This window comes from Aeromonas sp. R1-2, from assembly GCF_040908505.1.
Taxonomy (GTDB): Bacteria; Pseudomonadota; Gammaproteobacteria; order Enterobacterales; family Aeromonadaceae; genus Aeromonas; species Aeromonas veronii.
In genome coordinates, this window is the sequence record NZ_JBFODU010000029.1 from 1 (window position 1) to 18781 (window position 18781).

General features: G+C 59.3%; 19 protein-coding genes, 1 tRNA gene and 3 pseudogenes. 11 read left to right on the forward strand and 12 right to left on the reverse strand.

The window, feature by feature from the left end; genetic code table 11:
- A pseudogene (locus tag AB5Y76_RS11720) lies at positions 1–287 on the reverse strand (IS3 family transposase); the annotation flags it as partial.
- 115 nt (positions 288–402) lie between these two features.
- Positions 403–1305 (reverse strand): annotated as a pseudogene (locus tag AB5Y76_RS11725) (lysine exporter LysO family protein).
- A 533-nt stretch (positions 1306–1838) separates the two neighbouring features.
- Between AB5Y76_RS11725 and AB5Y76_RS11730 the strand changes: the two are divergent.
- From AB5Y76_RS11730 to AB5Y76_RS11780, 11 genes and pseudogenes are all read left to right on the forward strand, one after another.
- Positions 1839–2609, forward strand: coding sequence for an ABC transporter ATP-binding protein (locus tag AB5Y76_RS11730; RefSeq protein WP_005337310.1), 771 nt, complete (start codon positions 1839–1841; stop codon positions 2607–2609).
- Between the two features lie 49 nt (positions 2610–2658).
- Positions 2659–3432 carry an ABC transporter substrate-binding protein gene (locus tag AB5Y76_RS11735; protein WP_005337307.1) on the forward strand — a complete coding sequence of 258 codons (774 nt, stop codon included), beginning with the start codon at positions 2659–2661 and terminating at the stop codon, positions 3430–3432.
- Between the two features lie 211 nt (positions 3433–3643).
- Positions 3644–4384 carry an ABC transporter permease gene (locus AB5Y76_RS11740; RefSeq protein WP_005352911.1) on the forward strand — a complete coding sequence of 247 codons (741 nt, stop codon included), beginning with the start codon at positions 3644–3646 and terminating at the stop codon, positions 4382–4384.
- 3 nt (positions 4385–4387) lie between these two features.
- A complete protein-coding gene (locus AB5Y76_RS11745; RefSeq protein WP_005337302.1) occupies positions 4388–5080 on the forward strand; it encodes an ABC transporter permease in 693 nt (230 codons plus the stop codon).
- A 176-nt stretch (positions 5081–5256) separates the two neighbouring features.
- Positions 5257–5916 (forward strand): TIGR01621 family pseudouridine synthase, encoded by a 660-nt coding sequence (locus AB5Y76_RS11750; protein WP_201986789.1) that lies wholly within the window; start codon positions 5257–5259, stop codon positions 5914–5916.
- Complete coding sequence (locus tag AB5Y76_RS11755; protein WP_019445069.1) at positions 5916–6611, forward strand: haloacid dehalogenase-like hydrolase; 696 nt, start codon at positions 5916–5918, stop codon at positions 6609–6611. The genes AB5Y76_RS11750 and AB5Y76_RS11755 overlap by 1 nt, the downstream gene beginning before the upstream one ends.
- A gap of 224 nt (positions 6612–6835) precedes the next feature.
- Positions 6836–7972, forward strand: coding sequence for a 4-hydroxyphenylpyruvate dioxygenase (gene hppD, locus AB5Y76_RS11760; protein ID WP_201986791.1), 1137 nt, complete (start codon positions 6836–6838; stop codon positions 7970–7972).
- Positions 7965–9116 carry a homogentisate 1,2-dioxygenase gene (locus tag AB5Y76_RS11765; protein ID WP_201986793.1) on the forward strand — a complete coding sequence of 384 codons (1152 nt, stop codon included), beginning with the start codon at positions 7965–7967 and terminating at the stop codon, positions 9114–9116. The genes hppD and AB5Y76_RS11765 overlap by 8 nt, the downstream gene beginning before the upstream one ends.
- A 10-nt stretch (positions 9117–9126) precedes the next feature.
- The gene (locus AB5Y76_RS11770; RefSeq protein ID WP_201986795.1) at positions 9127–10122 is read left to right on the forward strand and encodes a fumarylacetoacetate hydrolase family protein; all 996 of its coding nucleotides are present in this window, start codon (positions 9127–9129) and stop codon (positions 10120–10122) included.
- 139 nt (positions 10123–10261) lie between these two features.
- Positions 10262–10897, forward strand: a complete 636-nt coding sequence (maiA, locus tag AB5Y76_RS11775; protein ID WP_005361400.1) for a maleylacetoacetate isomerase — start codon at positions 10262–10264, stop codon at positions 10895–10897.
- A gap of 71 nt (positions 10898–10968) precedes the next feature.
- A pseudogene (locus AB5Y76_RS11780) lies at positions 10969–11460 on the forward strand (IS3 family transposase); the annotation flags it as partial.
- Here the strand turns inward: AB5Y76_RS11780 and AB5Y76_RS11785 are convergent.
- The 10 genes from AB5Y76_RS11785 to AB5Y76_RS11830 form a co-directional block, all read right to left on the reverse strand.
- Positions 11423–11896 (reverse strand): transposase, encoded by a 474-nt coding sequence (locus tag AB5Y76_RS11785; protein WP_201986797.1) that lies wholly within the window; start codon positions 11894–11896, stop codon positions 11423–11425. The pseudogene AB5Y76_RS11780 and the gene AB5Y76_RS11785 sit on opposite strands and share 38 nt — an antisense overlap.
- Before the next feature lie 156 nt (positions 11897–12052).
- Positions 12053–12928, reverse strand: a complete 876-nt coding sequence (locus tag AB5Y76_RS11790; protein ID WP_120414068.1) for a flagellar motor protein MotB — start codon at positions 12926–12928, stop codon at positions 12053–12055.
- Positions 12906–13664 (reverse strand): flagellar motor protein, encoded by a 759-nt coding sequence (locus tag AB5Y76_RS11795; RefSeq protein ID WP_005351127.1) that lies wholly within the window; start codon positions 13662–13664, stop codon positions 12906–12908. Before AB5Y76_RS11795 ends, AB5Y76_RS11790 begins: the two co-directional genes overlap by 23 nt.
- Before the next feature lie 388 nt (positions 13665–14052).
- Positions 14053–14140: transfer RNA gene (locus AB5Y76_RS11800), tRNA-Ser, on the reverse strand.
- A 145-nt stretch (positions 14141–14285) separates the two neighbouring features.
- A complete protein-coding gene (locus AB5Y76_RS11805) occupies positions 14286–14903 on the reverse strand; it encodes a TPM domain-containing protein (RefSeq protein WP_005337196.1) in 618 nt (205 codons plus the stop codon).
- Between the two features lie 20 nt (positions 14904–14923).
- Positions 14924–15649 (reverse strand): YgcG family protein, encoded by a 726-nt coding sequence (locus AB5Y76_RS11810; protein ID WP_201986800.1) that lies wholly within the window; start codon positions 15647–15649, stop codon positions 14924–14926.
- Positions 15646–16236, reverse strand: a complete 591-nt coding sequence (locus tag AB5Y76_RS11815) for a LemA family protein (RefSeq protein ID WP_005346564.1) — start codon at positions 16234–16236, stop codon at positions 15646–15648. Before AB5Y76_RS11815 ends, AB5Y76_RS11810 begins: the two co-directional genes overlap by 4 nt.
- A gap of 85 nt (positions 16237–16321) precedes the next feature.
- Positions 16322–17059: a penicillin-insensitive murein endopeptidase gene (gene mepA / locus AB5Y76_RS11820; protein ID WP_201986802.1), complete on the reverse strand. Its 738-nt coding sequence runs from the start codon at positions 17057–17059 to the stop codon at positions 16322–16324.
- Positions 17053–17958, reverse strand: a complete 906-nt coding sequence (locus AB5Y76_RS11825) for an amino acid ABC transporter permease (protein ID WP_201986804.1) — start codon at positions 17956–17958, stop codon at positions 17053–17055. The genes mepA and AB5Y76_RS11825 overlap by 7 nt, the downstream gene beginning before the upstream one ends.
- Entirely contained in the window at positions 17958–18779 is an 822-nt protein-coding gene (locus AB5Y76_RS11830; RefSeq protein WP_201986806.1) for a transporter substrate-binding domain-containing protein, read from the reverse strand. The genes AB5Y76_RS11825 and AB5Y76_RS11830 overlap by 1 nt, the downstream gene beginning before the upstream one ends.
- Between the last annotated feature and the right edge of the window lie 2 nt (positions 18780–18781).

The following is an 18781-nucleotide window of genomic DNA, read 5'->3' on the forward strand; positions in this document are numbered from 1 at the left end:
TGACTCATCAGCGCCAGCTGCTGCTCGAGTTCCTTGATGCGCTGTTCGGGCGTCTGGTTGTCGGGGTCAGGCATGGTGATGCTCCTGCCGGCGCGTACAGAAGCCCCCTGGCTCCAATCTTGCCGACCATGTTTACGCAACCATACCAGAACGGTGGAGCGGCCCTGAATGCCATAACGCACCTGAGCCTGTTTGTAGGTGAGCTCGCCTTTTTCAATCTGCTCGACCAGTGCCAGTTTAAAAGTCAGCGAGTAATCGCGCTGTGTCCGTTTCACACCTTGTCCCATCGGGTTCTCCATTTATTGGGGGGAAAGGTGTAAACCATATTCAGGACGGGACATCCAAACAGCAAAAGCCCGACAACAAGGTCGGGCTTTTTTATCTGCAATGTGGAAATCAGGCTTAGATCGCCAGAAACCCGAGGATCAGGATGGGGCCGAGCAGGCTCAGGATAAAGCCGGAGACAATGGCCACCGGCACCACCTGAATGCCCCCTTATTTCTGTATAACCGGCAGGGTGAAGTCCAGCGCCGTGGCGCCACCGTAACCGATGGCCGCCGAGGGGTGGCGACGCATCAGGACCGGGATGATCAGAATGGCGATAAGCTCGCGCCCCAGATCGTTGATAAAGGCAGCAGAACCGAGCACCGGGCCCAGTTTGTCGGCCACCAGAATGCCGGAGAGCGAATACCAGCCGAAGCTCGAGCTCATCGCCAGACCATGGGCAAAGGGCATGCCCAGCAATTGGGCCGCCAGCAGGCTGCCAAGCCAGCTGCTGAGGATGACGGTGGCGGCGATTTTCATCCCCCAGGGGTTGAGCAGGATCTGGCGCAGCCGCATGCCGGAGTTGCGCATCTGCACCCCGATGAGAAACAGCAGCAGCATCAGGGCCCACTCACTCCACTTGTCGATGGGCAGGGCGCGCAGATCCACCAGTAGACCCAGCAGCACACCGCCGAGCACCACAAAGCAGAGCTGCAGGGATTCCCACAACAGGTGCAGCTTGCCCGGCATCTTTGCATCGCTCGCCTCATGGGTCGGCGGTGTGCGCTTGTCGAGCCACCAGAGGGCCAGCAGGTTGCAGAGCGTGATCGCGGTGAGCATCACTCCGGAGACCTTGAAGATCACCGCCAGATTGCTGCCCAGGTTCTCCACATAGGCAAGCCCGAGCCCCATCAGAAACAGAATGAGGTAGACCATCTTGCCCAGACTCTGGTTGACCAGCTTGATCAGCCGGGCAGAGGAGAGGGGAACCAGATAGCCGATTGCCAGTGGCAACAGGATCAGCAACACATTGAGCAGCATCGAGGCCTCGATCACAAAAACTGATAAAAACACCACCTTATCATTACTTATTGGCTCTGTGTCACATATCTATCGCTTTCATGGCTGAAAACAGCCCTTTTGGGGGCGGATTGTTACTTTTTTGCCACAACCTCTCTGTTTGATAAGGTTCTGTGCGAGCCCGAGTGCACCAATGAAATCAAGTCGATCCGATCGGGGGGCCGATATTTCGCTCGGCAAGGGGGTGCATAAAGCCATTTTGGTGCCGGTTTGGCACACATCACGCTTTTCTCTTGCCACTGATATGATTGGGGTATAAAAAGGCGGTATCGGAATAGCCATTGAAACGGCTGTTTATGCAAACAAAGTGCTGAAAAATACGCAAAGAGCGAATAAAAATAGAGCGAATCCCCTGAAGACCCTCGTTCTGTATTGTTTTTTCACTATCCGGGTGATATTTTCGCTGAAGGTTGCCATCGGTTAACTTTTTGTTAAATGGACGATGGTTGAGTCACGCCCCCTGCGGCGTCTAGGGACAGACAAGGTTGTAAAGGATGAGCGACGTTGCCGCACTGGAAGTACGTGATCTGCACAAATATTTTGGCACCCACGAAGTGCTCAAGGGCATCGACATGACCGCCCACAAGGGGGATGTGATCTCCCTTATCGGCTCCTCCGGCTCGGGGAAGTCGACCTTTCTTCGCTGTATCAATCTGCTCGAAACCCCCTCATCCGGCACCGTCTCGCTCCATGGCGAGCTGATCCGGATGAAAACCAGCCGCGCCGGCGAGCGGTTGCCCGAGGATATGCGTCAGGTGGAGCGGATCCGCAGCCGACTGGCCATGGTGTTTCAAAGTTTCAATCTCTGGTCACACATGACCATCATGCAGAACATCATCGAAGTGCCGATCCAGGTGCTCAAGGTACCTCGCGCCGAAGCACTGGCCAAGGCAGAGCAACTGCTCAACCGGGTTGGACTCTGGGAGCGGCGTGACTACTATCCCGGCCACCTCTCCGGTGGTCAGCAGCAGCGGGCCGCCATTGCCCGTGCGCTGGCGGTAGAGCCCGAGGTGATGCTGTTTGACGAACCCACCTCGGCGCTGGATCCCGAGCTGGTGGGGGAGGTGCTCGGCCTGATGCGCGAGCTGGCCGAAGAGGGGCGCACCATGCTGGTGGTGACCCACGAGATGTCGTTTGCCCGGGATGTATCTAACAAGGTGATGTTTCTGCATCAGGGGCGGGTGGAAGAGGAGGGCAACCCCAAGGAGATTTTCGCCCATCCCAAATCCGAGCGGTTCAAGCAATTCATCTCCTCCATCTACTGATGGCGGGATGCCTGGTTACCCAATCAACTGTTTTATCAAGGAGAGATACATGAACAAGCTGATGCTGGCGACAGCCGTAGTTACTGCCCTCGCGTCCGGTAGCCTGATGGCCAAGGAGTGGAAAGAGGTCCGGATCGGGGTTGAGGGTGCCTATCCCCCCTTCTCCTGGACCGAGCCCAGTGGCGAGGTGAAAGGTTTTGATATCGACATCGCCAACGCCCTGTGCGAAGAGATGAAAGTGAAGTGCACCCTGGTCAAGCAGGACTGGGACGGCATCATTCCGGCGCTGCTGTCGCGCAAGTTTGACGCCATCATCGCTACCATGGACATCACCGAAGAGCGCAAGAAGAAAGTGGACTTCACCCAGAAGTACCAGCACATTCCGGCCCGCTTCGCCGCCAAGAAGGGCACTGACGTGCAGCTCGACAAAGCCTTTATGGAAGGCAAGTCCGTCGCGGTGCAGCGTGCGACCTCCATGGATACCTTTATTACCGACAACTTCCCCAACGCCACCATCAAGCGTTACGGCACCGCCGATGAAGCGTATCTCGATCTGAAATCCGGTCGTGTGGACTATGTGCTGGCCGACTCTGCCGCCATCACCGACGGTCTGTTGAAGAAAGAGGGCGGTGATGCCTTTGAATTCGTCGGCCCGAAACTGACCGATCCCAAGTGGTTTGGCGAGGGTGCCGGTATTGCGGTGCGCAAGGCTGACAAGGATCTGAAAGAGAAATTCAATGCCGCTATTCTGGCGCTGCGTGCCAATGGCAAGTACAAGGAAATCAACGACAAGTACTTCGAGTTCGACGTTTACGGAGAGTAAAACAAAGAGACGTTTACGGCGAGTAAGTCCAAAGACGTCTACGGCAAGTAACGACAGGTTGATCCCGTCAGTAGTCATCGGGCCCGTCACCTCCCTGAGGGAGTTTACGGGCCCGCATTGATTGCAATGGAGCTGCACATATTTCATTCGGACTGCTATGGAGCCTTCTGGTTAGCAGGTGCGTGAAGATTCAGTGGCGATGGAGCTGCATATGTTTGATTTGAAAGGATACGAAGCCTCGCTGCTGGAGGGCGCCTGGGTCACCCTGGAAGTGGCGCTGGCCTCCCTGCTGCTGGCGTTGCTGCTGGGGATGCTGGGGGCGCTGGCCAAACTCTCTCCCTACAAGTGGGCCCGGGCCATCGCCACCGGCTACACCACCATCATTCGCGGCATCCCCGATCTGGTGCTGATGATGCTGCTCTTCTTTGGCGGCCAGGTGCTGATCAACGGTATCTGCACCTGGGTCAACGAGACTTACAACAGCTGGTTACTGGAGAGTAATCCCAATCAGGAGTGGGTCTCCCTGCTTCCGGACTATATCGACATCAGCCCCTTTGTGGCCGGTGTCGCGACCATCGGCTTTATCTTCGGCGCCTACATGACCGAGACCTTTCGCGGCGCCATTCTGGCGGTGGACAAAGGTGAGCTGGAGGCCGCACGGGCCTTTGGCATGCGGGCAACCCAGGTGTTTGTGCGGATCCTCTTCCCCCAGATGATGCGCCACGCCCTGCCGGGGTTTGGCAACAACTGGCTGGTGCTGCTGAAAACCACCGCGCTGGTCTCCATCATCGGCCTCGATGACATGGTGCGCAAAGCCTCGCTGGCGGCGGGCTCGACCCAGCAACCCTTCACCTTCTACATGGCGGTGGCGTTGATCTTCCTGATCTTCACCGCAGTCTCCACCTCGGCGCTCAAGTGGGCCGAGCGTCATTACGCCATCAAGACGAGGTAAGCCATGGATTTCTCAATCATTCTCAAAGAGTGGCCCACCTACTGGGAGGGGCTCTATACCACCGTCTGGCTGGTGGCCCTCTCTTTGATCCTTGGGTTGATGCTGGCGGTACCCATGGGCATCCTGCGCAACAGCCGCAACTGGCTGATCAAGGGGCCGATCTGGGCCTATATCTACTTCTTTCGCGGCACCCCGCTGCTGGTGCAGCTCTTTATCATCTACTACGGCGCCGCCCAGTGGGAGTGGCTGAAGAACAGTGCCGCCTGGTCGCTCTTCTCCGAAGCCTGGTTCTGTGCTCTGCTGGCCTTCACCCTCAATACCGCCGCCTATACCGCCGAGATCGTGCGCGGGGCGGTACACAATATGCCGCGCGGCCAGATTGAGGCAGCCAACGCCTTTGGCATGACACGCTGGCAGACCCTGACCCGGATCATTTTGCCCAACTCGTTTCGTCGGGCACTGCCGGCTTACAGCAACGAGGTGATCTTCATGCTGCAGGGCTCGGCGGTGGCGGGCATCATCACCATCGTCGATCTGACCGGCGCGGCGCGGATCATCAACTCTCGCTACTACAGTCCGTTCGAGGCGTTTTTGACCGCAGGACTGCTCTATATGCTGCTCACCTTTGTCATCGTCTGGCTGTTCAAGAAGTGGGAAGCGCGCTGGCACGCCCACCTGCGCCCGCGCAATGTGTAAGGTGTGATCTGCCAAGATGAGCGAAAATGACCCCGCCTGTTGCAGGCGGGGTCATTTTTCATCTTCATCCTCTGCCCGCCCGGTTTGCCAAATGGCGGCCGAGCAGGGAGAATGCAGCACTCCCGAGCGCCGCCAGTCGTTGGCTGCATGCCTTATTCCCCAGTTCCCGAGGTTTTATGTACCGGATATTGTTTGAGCATCCCGCTTTCCTGGTTATCGACAAGCAGCCCGGTATCGGCATGCACGACGAGAAGGGTGACGGTGAGTCGGTCAATTCGGGGCTGGTCAATCGCGTGAAGGCCGATACCGGGCTCACTCTCTATCCGGTACACCGGCTCGACAAGATGACCTCCGGCTTGGTGCTGCTGGCCCGCACCACAGAGGCGAATCGCGAGCTGAGCATGGCCTTTGCGGCCCGCGAGGTGAGCAAACAGTATCTGGCGCTCTCCGATCGTAAACCGAAGAAGAAGCAGGGTTGGGTGAAAGGGGATATGCAAAAGGGGCGCGGCGGTAGCTGGATGCTGGCGCGTACGCTGGAAAACCCCGCCATCAGCTGGTTCGATTCGGTGTCGGTGCGCGAGGGGCTGCGGCTCTATCGCATCAAGCCCCAGACCGGCAAGACCCACCAGATCCGGGTTGCCCTCAAAAGTATCGGTGCCCCCATCCTCGGGGATGAACGCTATGGCGGCACGCCAGCCGAGCGCGGCTATCTGCATGCCTGGCGGCTCAGCTTTACCCTTTCGGGCGAGTCGTTCGATTTTGTCTGCCCGCCCGATGTGGGGAGTGAATTTGTCACTCCCGAGCTCACGGCAGCCATCGCTGCCCTTGCGCCCTGATGCTTATGCGCCCAGCGTCTGACACCATTATCCATTCAGCGATAGATCGTGATCCTGACGGGGGCACTCCGCGCTGGATCCTGGCCGACTTTGACGACACCCTGGCCCCCGGCGACAGCCACGCCGGTCTGCTGTGCTATATCCTGCGCCGTCGGATCTGGCCGCTGCTGCTGTTGCCGGTGATTGCGCTGGGTGGGTTGGTCTATTTGCTGCCCAGCCAGCGGCGGCGCGGTATCTCCCTGATCTGGTGGGCCATCACGCTTTGGCTCTCTCCCCTCGGCTGGCGCAAGCTGGTGCGCGCCTATTGCCGCACCAGGCCGGGGCTGTATCGTCAGGCTCGCGAATTGCTGCAAAGCGAGGGGGCGCGTTGCTGGGTGATCTCCGCCAGCCCCTGCGCGCTGGTGCGGGCCCAGCTCTATCAGCAACTGCCCGGCCAGTTGCCCCACCGGATCATTGGCTCGCAGATGCACTACCGTTTTGGCGGCCTGATGCCCCGCTTCTATTGCCACGGCCAGCACAAGCTGTTGCCAGAGATTTGCGCCCTCGATGCCGAGCTGGCCTTGAGCGACAGCCTGCACGATCTGCCGCTGCTGGAGTTGGGGAAAGAGGCGTGGTTGATCAATCCGACGCCTGTGCGACTGCAAAAGGCCCGGGCCTGCTTGCCCCATCTGATGGTCAAAAACTGGCAACTGTAATGCAAAGCTGACAGCCATACTGGTCGTCACCGTTTGATCCGCAGGGCTGCGGCTTGGATGTCACAATTCATTTACATCTTTTGCTGCCAGCTGCGAAAAACTATCTGCAACCCGCCTCTTCTCTTCCTGCTACGCCCTGCTTCTAATGAAACAAGTTGTTAACACTTGCCGCGCCGCTGGGTGCCGCAATCCGTTTTAACCGAATCAAGAGCAAGGAGCGCCCGATGAATGCCACCTCTTCCGCCACCCATACCATCAATCCGTTAGGCACAGACGGTTTCGAGTTTGTCGAGTACACAGCCCCCGATGCCAAGGGGATTGCCGCCCTCAAGAGCCTGTTTGTTTCGCTCGGGTTTGCCGAGGTCGCCAAGCACAAACACAAGCAGTGCTGGCTCTACCGGCAGGGGGATATCAATTTTGTGGTCAATGCCGAGCCTCACTCCCAGGCGGAGCAGTTTGCCAGCCTGCACGGGCCGAGCGTTTGCGGCATGGCATTTCGGGTGAGCGATGCGGGCAAAGCCCAGCAGTACGCCATCGCCAAGGGGGCCAAGCCCTTTGTCGGCAAGATTGGCCCGATGGAGCTCAATATTCCCGCCATCTACGGTATCGGCGAGAGTACGCTCTCCTTTGTCGACCGTTATGGCGACAAGGGCTCCATCTATGACGTGGATTTTGTCTTCTACCCCGACTGGCAGGCCCGGATGGCAGAGGTAGATGCCGGTCTTATGGAGATCGATCACCTGACCCATAACGTGCATCGCGGCAATATGGATGTCTGGTCCAATTTCTACGAGCGGATTGGCAACTTCCGCGAAATTCGCTACTTCGATATCGAGGGCAAGCTGACCGGGCTGCATTCACGCGCCATGACCGCCCCCTGCGGCAAGATCCGCATCCCCATCAACGAGTCGGCGGATGACAAGTCCCAGATCGAGGAGTACCTGCGCCAGTACAAGGGGGAGGGGATCCAGCACATCGCCATGGCCTCCAGCGATATCTACCAGACCATCCGCACCCTGCGCAGCCGCGGTACCGGCTTTATGCCGACGCCCGATACCTACTACGAGAAGGTGAACAACCGGGTCGAGGGGCATCAGGAGGATTTGGCGGCCCTCAAAGAGCTGCGCATCCTCATCGACGGTTCCCCCACCAAGGATGGCATCCTGTTGCAGATCTTCACCGATACCGTGATAGGGCCGGTCTTCTTCGAGATCATCCAGCGCAAGGGCAACGAAGGGTTTGGTGAGGGCAATTTCAAGGCGCTGTTTGAATCGATCGAGCTGGACCAGATCCGCCGCGGCGTGCTGGATGGCGCCGAGGATGAGAAGGGTGCCCGCAAAGAGGGAGCGAGCGATGCGTAACTGGATTAACTTCCCCCATCGGGAGGGGACCCACTCCCGGCAAGCCCATGCCGACCTGCCGGAACAGGCCATCTATGAGCGCGAGCTGGGGCGCAGCGGCTTTTTCGGCCCCGCCACCCACATGCACCACAAGCATGCCCCCACCGACTGGAGCAGTTGGGAGGGGCCACTGCGGCCACGGCTGTTTGACCTCAATGCCCTCCAGGAAGAGGTGAGCTCGCTTTCCCCCTGGGTGGCCCCCGACATTCTCAGCAACCCCCACTGCCGCTATCGCATCTGGCGGCTCTCCGAGGCGATGCCGTTTCTGGTGCGCAACGCCGACGGCGACGAGCTGCTCTTTATCCACGAGGGGGGCGGCGAGTTCTTCTGCGACTACGGCCACCTGACTCTTCGCGATGGCGACTACGTGGTGATCCCCCGTGGCACCATGTGGCGCATCGAACCCGGCGCGCCCATGTTCATCCTGATGATCGAGGCGACCAACGACAGCTACCAGCTGCCGGATAAGGGGCTGGTGGGCAATCACGCCATCTTCGACCCGGCGGCGCTCGATGTGCCCGCCATCAACGAACGCTTTTTAGCCCAGCAGGATGAGAATCCCTGGTCGCTGCAGGTGAAGCGCCACGATCAGGTATCGGTCATCACTTGGCCCTTCAACCCGCTGGATGCACAAGGGTGGCACGGGGATTTGTGCGTGGTGCGCCTAAACTGGCGGGATATCCGCCCGCTGATGAGCCATCGCTACCATCTGCCGCCGTCGGCTCATTCGACCTTTGTGGCGAGTCGCTTCGTGATTTGTACCTTCGTGCCGCGCCCCATCGAAAGCGATCCCGGCGCCCTCAAGGTGCCCTTCTATCACAGCAACGATGATTACGACGAGGTGCTCTTCTACCATGCCGGGGACTTCTTCAGCCGGGACAATATCGAGCGGGGCATGGTCACCTTCCATCCCGCCGGTTTCACCCACGGCCCCCATCCCAAGGCGTTTGCGGCAGGGCAGGCCTATGCCAAGAAGTTCACCGACGAGGTGGCGGTGATGCTCGATACCCGCGATGCGCTGAACGTTGGCAGTCTGTGCGAAGGGATCGAGAACACCCGGTATGTCTCCAGCTGGCAGCGCCCGGGCGCGGCTGCCGGCAAATAAGGAATCGCTTATGAAATTGGCAACATTGAATAATGGCAAGCGCGATGGCGCTTTGGTGGTGGTGAGCCGGGATCTGACCCGTGCGGTACGGGTGAGCGAGATTGCCCCGACGTTGCAGGCCGCCCTTGATGAGTGGGCCGAGGTTGCCCCCAGGCTCGAGGCTGTCTATCAGCAGCTTAACGAGGGCCGTGCGGTAGAGGCGTTCCCCTTTGATGAAGCGTCTTGCCTCTCTCCGCTGCCGCGTGCCTATCAGTGGGCCGATGGCAGCGCCTACGTCAACCATGTGGAGCTGGTGCGCAAGGCCCGCGGCGCCGAGATGCCGGAAAGCTTCTGGCACGATCCGTTGATGTATCAGGGGGGCTCCGACAGCTTTTTGGCTCCCCGCGGGCCGATTGTGATGGGTTCTGAGGAGTGGGGGATCGATTTCGAGTCGGAGGTGGCCATCATCACCGACGATGTGCCGATGGGGGTGAGCCCGCAGGGGGCCGCCAGCCACGTCAAACTGCTGGTGCTGGTCAACGACGTGAGTCTGCGCAACCTGATCCCGGGGGAGCTGGCCAAGGGCTTTGGTTTCTTCCAGTCCAAACCGTCCAGCGCCTTCTCGCCGGTGGCGATCACCCCGGACGAGCTCGGCGATGACTGGCGTGATGGCAAGGTGCTGCTGCCCCTGCGCACCCATCTGAATGGCGCCCTGTTCGGTGCACCGGATGCCGGGGTGGATATGACCTTCAGCTTCTTCGAGCTGATTGCCCACGCCGCCAAGACACGACCGCTCGGGGCGGGCTGCATCATCGGCTCGGGCACTGTCTCCAACTACGATCGCAGCGCCGGTTCATCCTGCATCGCCGAGCGCCGCATGCTGGAAATTCTTGATTGTGATCAAGCTACAACCTCCTATTTGCAGTTTGGTGATAGAGTGTCGATCGCGATGGAAGATCGCTCTGGCCAAAACCTGTTTGGCACTATCTCTCAACAGGTGGTGCCAGCGAGCGGTCAGGGAGGTTGATGGTCAGCGCCGGTTGGCGGCAAGGATATTCGGGATATGTCCGGATCACGACGAGCCCTCAACCGGTGCCGGATACACAAGGAGGCAGGTGGCGAGCACCTGCCGGGCTTCGGGCCCAGATAAGATGCAGGGACAGATTATGTTGCAGTTGTTTGGCTATTGGCGTTCGTCGGCAAGTTTTCGGGTGCGGATCGTGTTGCAGCTCAAGGGGCTCGCCTACGAGCAGCATCCCATCAATTTGCGGCAAGGCGAGCAGAGCGAGAAGGCTTATCGCCGGATCAACCCACAAGGGCTGGTGCCGTTTCTGGTGGATGGCGATGTGCAGATCGGTCAGTCGGTCGCCATCATGGAGTACCTCGACGAGACCTATCCCGCCTACTCACTGATGCCCTCTTCCCCCGACGCGCGGGCCCGGGTGCGCCAGATCGTCAATATGATCGCTTGCGATATCCACCCGCTCAACAATCTGCGGGTGCTCAACTATCTGGAAGAGCACTTCAGGGCCAACAACGAGCAGGAGGCTCGCTGGTATCGTCACTGGATTGACGAGACCTTCACCGCCCTCGAACAGCTGTTGATGACCACCGCCGGTGTCTACTGCGTCGGCAACGAAGTGACTCTGGCCGACTGCATGCTAGTGCCCCAGGTCTACAACGCCCGCCGCTACGACATGACCCTGGACGATTACCCTACCATCCGCCGCATCGTCGCCAACTGCGAACAGTTGCAAGCCTTTATCAAGGCGGCCCCTGCCAACCAGCCGGACGCGCAGTGACAAGCTCATTTGACGAAAAGCGCAGGATGGCGTCAGCACGCCATTCCGTGCGCTATTTTTCCGTCATCTCAGTCTGGACCTGTGATATCACCTATATCGCCACCGACGAAGGTTGGCTTTATCTGGCTGGTCTCAAGGATGTGTTTACCTGTGAGATAGTGGGTTATGTGATGGGAGAGCGAATGACCACCGGGTTGGTCAGTCAGGCGCTGTTTCGGGCTGTGCAGCAGAAGAGGCCGCCCGTAGGGCTTATCCATCAAACAGACTGGGGCAGTCAGTACTGTGCCAAGGCTTACCGGGCTCTCCAGGTACAATTTGGCATGCAGACCTCCATGTCACGCAAGGGGAACTGCTTCGACAATGCCCCGATAGAAAGCTTCTGGGGGACTCTTAAAAATGAACTGTTTCACCACCATAGATTCAAGACGAGAGCGGAGGCCAAGGCAGCGATCCAGGAATACATAGAGATTTTTTACAACCGCCAACGTTGGCATTCACGACTTGGCAATGTCAGCCCGACGGAGTTTAACAAGAGGTATTGGAGAACTGCTCAGGCTGCTTGATCCGGGACTGTCCGATCTTATCAGGACACCTCATTTCTCCCACTTGTCCGTTGTAGTTACGCAGACTGATTTTCCCCGCCAGCAACTGTTTGAACCGATACATCGCCGTCTCTGCCAGCGAGCGACGGTGATACCCCGATATCTTCTTCCAGTGTGCCAGCCCTTCCTTGCGCATTACCAGCACGGCCTTATTTCTTGGGTGCCCCTTTTTCCATAACCCCGCGTTCTTGCGGGGCGGGATGCAGGCTGTCGCCCCTTTGCACGCTATCTGTGTTGTGGTCAAGTAAAACTGGCTGCGGCCCCGCCGCCCATGATGGTCGTGGTGAAACCAGTTGCTCATGGCCTCGGCATCAATCCAGAAGGTGAGTGAACCACGGTTAATCAAAGACTTGTTGTATTTAGGCCAGTTGGTGATGGGATGAAGCGAGATGCCCATGATGCAGACTTGAAGAGGATGGTGGTGATCAGATCACCAAGTCCTCAGTTAGTTCCTTGATTTGGGCAACAACGCCCGATTTGGGCAATAACACAAATAGACATAACAGGATTCTGTGTTCAAAAGAGGCTCCCGCGCGAAGCGGGAGCGGGGGGATCAGGGCTTGAGCAGTTGCAGCGACTCTTCTGCGGCCTTGCCCTGGGAGAGGGTGATATCGACCCGGCGATTTGCCTGGCGATGTTCGGGGGTGTCATTGGCAAAGCGGGGTTGAGTGTCGGCAACACCCTGAGCGATGATTCGTCTGGCATCCAGCTGGGGATTGGTCAGCATGGTCTGCACGATGGAGGAGGCCCGCAGCACAGAGAGCTCCCAGTTGTTGCGATAGAGCTCCACCGGCGCTTGGGAGTTGTCGGTATGACCGGTGACCACTACCTGCCCCGGGATGTTGGCCAAAATTCCGGCGATCTTGTTGACCAGCGGGATGAACTGGGGCTGCAGGAACGCCGAATCGGCGGGAAACAGCGCCTTCTCGCCGATGCGGATCACCAGCTGACTGCCAAGCTGCTCGACCTCCAGATCCTTCGATTCAATCTGGGCCTTTAGCTGCTGCTCCAGCTTCTGCTTGGTCACCTGCACCCACTCCTGCTCCTGGGTCTTGTGGGGCCAGGCTTCGGTGGCGCTCGGTTTTTCCGAGGCACCTATGGTCTCGTTGAAGGGGTCCGATGCCGCCATGGGGGCATCTTTCTCCAGCACAGTCTCCTCTTTCGGGCTGCTCGGCGTAGTTTTTGATTCTGGCTCGAGAATCCCTGTGCCTCCCTGCATCAAAGGTGAGCCGGCAGGCGGGGAGATGAGGCCGATTTTACCCAGCGACTCGATAAAGCCCTGGATAAGCACCCGGGTTTCGGACTGCTTTGCCATGGCAAAGGAGTAGAGCACCACAAACAGGGCGAACAGCAGGGTCATGAAGTCGGCATAGGAGACCAGCCAGCGTTCGTGGTTCTCCGGTGCTTCAGCCTTTTTCTTTTTGGCCACCGTGACCTCCCAGATAAGGTTCGAGGGTAACTTGCAGGCGCGCTTGGGATTCGCCATCCACGATGCAGAGAATGCCGGTCAGGGTCATCTCCTTGTAGTGGCGGATCTGGTGGGCAAACCCTTTGTAGCGGTTGCCGAACGGCAAGAAGATCAGGTTGGCGGCGGATACCCCGTAGATGGTGGCGATAAAGGCCACCGCGATGGCGCCGCCCAGCTTGTCGGGGGCATCCAGCAGACCCATGGCGTGGATCAGGCCAAATACCGCCCCGACGATCCCCATGGTCGGGCAGTAGCCGCCCATGGCTTCATAGAATTTGACCGTCTGTTCGAGATCTTCCTGTTCAAATTCGATCTCGTTCTCCAGCACCTCGTGGATTTTGGCCTTCTCGTAGCCATCGACCATCATCTGCACCCCTTTCTTCAGGAAGGGATCCTTGATCTCCTCGATCATCCCTTCCAGCGCCAGCATACCGCTGCGGCGGGCGTTGCCTGCCAGGGTCTCCAGCAACTGTGCCTGTTCCAGCAGGTCGAGTTTGAGGGGGGAGAGCAGCCATTTGAAACGCCTCATGGTGCTGCCGACAACGGAGAACGGGAACTGGGTCAGCGCAGCACCTATGGTACCGCCGATCACGATAAGAAATGCGGGCAGATCGAGCAGTGCACTGGGATGACCACCCTCGATCATGTTGCCGCCAAGGATGGCGATCAACGCCAGTACCAAGCCAATCAAGCTCATTTTTTACACGTCCCTGCATGTTGATAATGGCTAGTGTAGCTACTTAAGTATCAGTTTTTCAAAATGAAATCCAATCGCTGAGCAATTAATGGGCGCTGGGTAACGTCCATAAAAGAAGGCGTGTTGCGGCCATAAGATGGCATTGCAATCATCTTGTTGTTCCTGTTGTGACAGGAAGGAGCGCTTGTCGGGTGGGGCAATCACAAAAGCAAGGTAGGGGGCGGGAGCTGGCAATACGAAAAGCGGTGATGTTCCATCAGAGCTTTGCAAACTGGGGGATGAGTGCGTGGATGATCTGCCACTGCGTGGCTCTGGCTCACTTGTCGGCATAGGTGTTTGCGTTTGCCGGAAAGCAAAAAACCGACCCTGAGGTCGGTTTTTTTAAATTTGGCGGTGAGGGAGGGATTCGAACCCTCGATACGTTGCCGTATACACACTTTCCAGGCGTGCTCCTTCAGCCACTCGGACACCTCACCAAATTTTCGTTCGCTGCGCTGTTGCGCTGGAACGGGGCGTAATTTAGGGGAAAGGGCTGTGTGGGTCAACCTCTTTTCCCCTTATTTTTCATAATCTTTTCCGAATGCCTAACCCTTGCGCAGAATGCCGGTTTTTTAAACCGGATCAGGGCTTGTCGAGGATGATCAGACTGTCCGGTAACTCGTTTTGATCCCGGGTGGCCGGGAAGGCATCGGTCAGAATGGCGCTAACGCGCTCTACGCACTCCAGAAAACCCTGTTCGATCTCCTTGTTGCGCACTCGCGCCACGAAGTCGTCGATGATCTCCTGCCACTGGCCGTTGTCGATATGTTGGGCGATGCCGTCATCCACCAGTATTTCTACATAGTGCTCGGCGGCCGAGACGAAGATCAGCACCCCGAGCCGGTCGCGGGTGCGGTGCAGCCCCTGCTCGACAAATTGCAGGCGAGCCATCAGGGCCGCCCGGTGCTGGCGAACCTTCTTCGGGATGAGCCGCATCTTGATGGGGGTCCAGTGGAACAGCAGGCTCAGCAGCAGCCAGACCGACCACTGCACCAGCAGGATTTCGTACCAGCCGAGCCAGAAGCCGAGCTGGAACACCAGCAGCGGGGTGAGCATCGCCAGCAGCGCCGCCCAGAGGGTGGGAATGTAGCGATAGCCATCGCTGGCCGGGGCCAGCACGGTGACCAGTTCAGCATCAGTCTCTAGCTCCGCTTCGCGCACCTTGGCCTGAAGCGTGTGGAAGAACTGTTTAGAAATCATGATTTGTCTCTTTACTCCTGTTACCAGCCACCGGAGGCTCCGCCGCCGCCAAAACTGCCGCCGCCACCGCTGAATCCGCCGCCGGAGCGACCACCAAAGGAGCCGGCACCCAATCCACCGGCCATGTAGGTCGACCGACGTCGTCCTCCCGGCCCACCGCCACCACCCCCGCGCAGGTTGTGGAGCACGATCATCGCAATGACCACCAGAATAAACAGCCAGGGGCCGTCACCGTTGTCACTCTTTGGCTGCTCGACCGGCTGATACTCTCCGGCGAGTGCCTTCATAATGCTCTGGCTGCCTGCCATGATCCCGGCCACCATATCGCCGCGCTTGAAGGCGGGCAGGATGCGGCCATGGATGATGTTGGCTGCGATGGCGTCGGGCAGGGCGCCTTCCAATCCATAGCCTACCTCGATCCGCACCTTGCGCTCATCCTGGGCGATCAGCAACAACACGCCATTGTTTTTGCCTTTCTGGCCGATCCCCCAGTGGCGACCGAGTTGGTAGCCGTACTCCTCGATGGTCTCCCCACCGAGGCTGTCGACAGAGACCACCACCAGCTGGATGCCGCTGCGTTTTTCAAAGGCCGCCAGCTGCTGGGTCAGTTGATGGGCCTGTTTGCGGGACATCAGACTGGCTTCATCCACCACCCGTCCGCTCAGCGTCGGGAAGTCCGGTGCCGCTTGCAGGGCACTGGCCCAGAGCAGTAGACAGGGAAGAAACCAGCGTAGCATCATCTTCATTGGAAGCTGACCTTGGGCGCCTCATCGGCACCGGGTTTGGCACTGAAACTGGGTTTGGCCTCCAGATCCGAGTAGAGCAGCTTGGACCAGATAACGCCGGGGAAGGTGCGGATCTCGGTATTGAACTGGCGCACCGCCTCGATATAGTCGCGGCGAGCCACCGAGATGCGGTTCTCGGTTCCTTCCAGCTGGGCCTGCAGGGCAAGGAACTGCTGATCCGCTTTCAGCTCGGGGTAGCGCTCTACCACCACCATCAGGCGAGAGAGGGCGCTGGAGAGCTGGTTCTGCGCCGCTTCAAACTCCTTGAGCTGGGCAGGATCGCTCACCTGTACGCTGCCGACCCGGGCACGAGCATCGGTGACCGCCTTTAGGGTCTCCTGCTCATGGCTGGCGTAGCCCTTGACGGTTGCCACCAGATTGGGAATGAGATCGGCACGGCGCTGATACTGGTTCTCCACCTGCCCCCAGCTCGCCTTGACCTGCTCATCCAGGGTCGGAATATTGTTCATGCCGCAGCCGGTCAGGCCGAGCAGCAGGGTCAGGGTCAACAGGCTCTGCGTGGTTCTGCGCCAGAGTGATGTGGCCATCTTGTTGTTCTCCTTTGATATTTCGAGTCGATAGTGCGCCATGGATGGTGTACGACCAAGAGTGCATAACCATACCAGCTTGGGGTCAGTTGCCACAACGCGCAGGTAGCTCAGGTCGCTTGTTGATGCCGGATACCTTGGGCAGCTGGGGCTTGTCTTTTAGCCAGGATGCCAGCTCTTCCCCACAGCCATTGCCGGGCGGAATGGGAGCCTGGGGTTCACAATCGGGGCTGCCCACCGGGCAGCGCAGCCGCACGTGGAAGTGGCTGAAGTGGCCCACCCAGGGGCGTAGCTTGGCGACCCAGGGTTCGTTACCAGCTTGTTGGCAGACCGCGGATTTGATCACCGGATTGACGAAGATGCGGGCCACCTCGGGTTTGCTGGCCGCAAGCCGCAGCAGGGTGAGCTGCTGTGGGCCAAAGCGGCCCGGTAACATTTTGTAGCTGGGTTCGTCGATCAGTGCCCACTCCTTGGGGGCATCCTGCTCCCACTTGCTGATGGGACGGTTGGCCATGCGAAACCAGATATCGGCATCAAGTCCGGTCTGATGGCTGCGATGGCCAGAGGTAAAGGGGCCGCCCCGGGCCATCGCCAGATCGGCGATATAGAGATCCGGCAGCCCGGCCATGCGGGTCTGGTTGGCCAGCGCTTGCAGGTAGTGGATGAGGTCGGGGTGGCCGTAGTAGCGCAGCCGCTTGGTGCGGATCACCTGATAACCCGGCCCTTCGAGGGGCAGGGATACGCCGTTTTTCAGGCAACCGGCGGCATAACCGCCGATGGCTTCCGCTTGCAATACGGTCGCCAGCAACAGGGACATCAGCATGTGCGTGCTCCTTGTCTTGCTTCGAGTCGGCTCAGCAATACGAACAGACTCAAACATATAAATAAATAGGCCGCGGCCACCAGCAGCCAGATCTCGTAGACCAGTCCGCTGGAGTTGGCCATCTCGGTGCCGACGAAGGTGAGCTCCTGCACCGAGATAAGGGAAACGATGGCGGTATCCTTCACCAGCGCGATGAGCTGACCGGTGAGGGGGGGCAACATCAGCAGCATGGCCTGCGGCAGGATCACATGGCGCAGCCGCACCCAGGGGGAGAGCCCGAGGCTCTGCGCCGCCTCCCACTGGCCACGGGGGATGGCGGCCAGCCCGGCGCGGACGATCTCGGCGACGAAGGCGGCGCTGATCATGCCAACGCAGAGGGTGCCTGAGATGAGGTTCTCCCAGCGGGCAGGTGGGCCAAACAGCGCCTCTTGCCACGGGGAGAGTGATACGGTGCCGAGCCAGCGGGAGAGGCCGCTCGCAGGCAGCAGCTGGTTGGCGATAAAGAAGTAGAAGATGAAGATAAAGACCAGCGGCGGCAGATTGCGGATCAGCTGGATAAACAGGGTCGCGGGCATCACCAGCCAGGGGCGGCGGCTGAAGGCGGCTACCCCCAGCGCAGTGCCGAGCAGCAGCGCCAGCACCATGCCGAGCAGGGCGATGCGCAAGGTGGTGAGCAGACCGCTGAAAAAGTAGGGCAACTCGCCGTGAGGGCCAGGGGTGAACAGCAGATCGAAAGCTTCATTCCAGCGCCACTGATAGGCCACCCCGATGTGCAGGCGGCTGGCCAGCCAGAGGCCAGCCAGCAGCAGGATCAGGGCGATCGCCCCATCCAGCCAGTTGATATTCCGACATGGCTTCCGGACGATACGCCGGACGGTCTCTTTTAGAGCAATCAGCATCAGGGATTGGCGACCTGCGCTTCCCACGCCAGCGACTTGAACCAGTAGTCATGGCGCGCCTTGAGCCAGCCATCGGCCTGACGGGCGGCGATCCACTCGTTGAACTGCTCAGCCAGGGCATCATCCCCCTTGCGCAGGGCAAAGCCTTCATCGCCTTGTGCCAACGGCTCGGCAAACGGCATAAAGAGGGCATCCGGGTAGCGCAGCGCCTCTTGCTCGGGTTTCGGGGAAGAGGAGAGGGCGCCGTGGGCGCGGCCGTTCAGCACCTCCTGAAATACCTGTGACTCGTCATCAAACTGGCGCAGGGTGGCCTTGGGGAAGTGTTCTTTTGCCACCTGTACCGGTGATGCGCCACGACGTACCGCCAGGATCACCCCGCGCTGGTTGAAGTCCGCCGCGGTTTTCTTCTCTTTGGCCATGGTGCTGGAGGCGGCCAGCTGCACCCCGGAGTGGGAGTAGGCCTGGGTGAAGCGCACGCTCTTCTCCCGCTCGGGGGTGATGGTGAGGCCGCCGATGATGACGTCATATTTTTTCGCCAACAGGGAGGGGATGATGCCATCCCAGGCGGTAGGCACGAACTCTACTTGCCAGCCGTTATCTGTGGCGAGGCGACGGGCCACGTCAATCTCGAAACCGATCAGGGCCCCCTGCTTGTCGCGCATCGCCCAGGGGGCGAAGGTGGACATGCCGACCCGCAGGGTACCGCTCTGCTCGATCTGCGCCTGGGTGTCGGAGGGGGCAGTTTGTGCCAGTGCCGGAGTGAGCAGGCTTGTCAGTAGCAGGGTTGCGCCCGACAGGGTGGTCTTGAATGACAGATTCATGG

Coding starts and splice junctions, on each gene's coding strand:
- AB5Y76_RS11730 (WP_005337310.1), top strand. CDS start 1,839: ATGAGCGACGTTGCCGCACTGGAAGTACGTGATCTGCACAAATATTTT.
- maiA (WP_005361400.1), top strand. CDS start 10,262: ATGTTGCAGTTGTTTGGCTATTGGCGTTCGTCGGCAAGTTTTCGGGTG.
- hppD (WP_201986791.1), top strand. CDS start 6,836: ATGAATGCCACCTCTTCCGCCACCCATACCATCAATCCGTTAGGCACA.
- AB5Y76_RS11765 (WP_201986793.1), top strand. CDS start 7,965: ATGCGTAACTGGATTAACTTCCCCCATCGGGAGGGGACCCACTCCCGG.
- AB5Y76_RS11795 (WP_005351127.1), bottom strand. CDS start 13,664: ATGAGCTTGATTGGCTTGGTACTGGCGTTGATCGCCATCCTTGGCGGC.
- AB5Y76_RS11740 (WP_005352911.1), top strand. CDS start 3,644: ATGTTTGATTTGAAAGGATACGAAGCCTCGCTGCTGGAGGGCGCCTGG.
- AB5Y76_RS11805 (WP_005337196.1), bottom strand. CDS start 14,903: ATGATTTCTAAACAGTTCTTCCACACGCTTCAGGCCAAGGTGCGCGAA.
- AB5Y76_RS11745 (WP_005337302.1), top strand. CDS start 4,388: ATGGATTTCTCAATCATTCTCAAAGAGTGGCCCACCTACTGGGAGGGG.
- AB5Y76_RS11735 (WP_005337307.1), top strand. CDS start 2,659: ATGAACAAGCTGATGCTGGCGACAGCCGTAGTTACTGCCCTCGCGTCC.
- AB5Y76_RS11815 (WP_005346564.1), bottom strand. CDS start 16,236: ATGGCCACATCACTCTGGCGCAGAACCACGCAGAGCCTGTTGACCCTG.
- AB5Y76_RS11810 (WP_201986800.1), bottom strand. CDS start 15,649: ATGAAGATGATGCTACGCTGGTTTCTTCCCTGTCTACTGCTCTGGGCC.
- AB5Y76_RS11825 (WP_201986804.1), bottom strand. CDS start 17,958: ATGCTGATTGCTCTAAAAGAGACCGTCCGGCGTATCGTCCGGAAGCCA.
- mepA (WP_201986802.1), bottom strand. CDS start 17,059: ATGCTGATGTCCCTGTTGCTGGCGACCGTATTGCAAGCGGAAGCCATC.
- AB5Y76_RS11755 (WP_019445069.1), top strand. CDS start 5,916: ATGCTTATGCGCCCAGCGTCTGACACCATTATCCATTCAGCGATAGAT.
- AB5Y76_RS11830 (WP_201986806.1), bottom strand. CDS start 18,779: ATGAATCTGTCATTCAAGACCACCCTGTCGGGCGCAACCCTGCTACTG.
- AB5Y76_RS11750 (WP_201986789.1), top strand. CDS start 5,257: ATGTACCGGATATTGTTTGAGCATCCCGCTTTCCTGGTTATCGACAAG.
- AB5Y76_RS11770 (WP_201986795.1), top strand. CDS start 9,127: ATGAAATTGGCAACATTGAATAATGGCAAGCGCGATGGCGCTTTGGTG.
- AB5Y76_RS11785 (WP_201986797.1), bottom strand. CDS start 11,896: ATGGGCATCTCGCTTCATCCCATCACCAACTGGCCTAAATACAACAAG.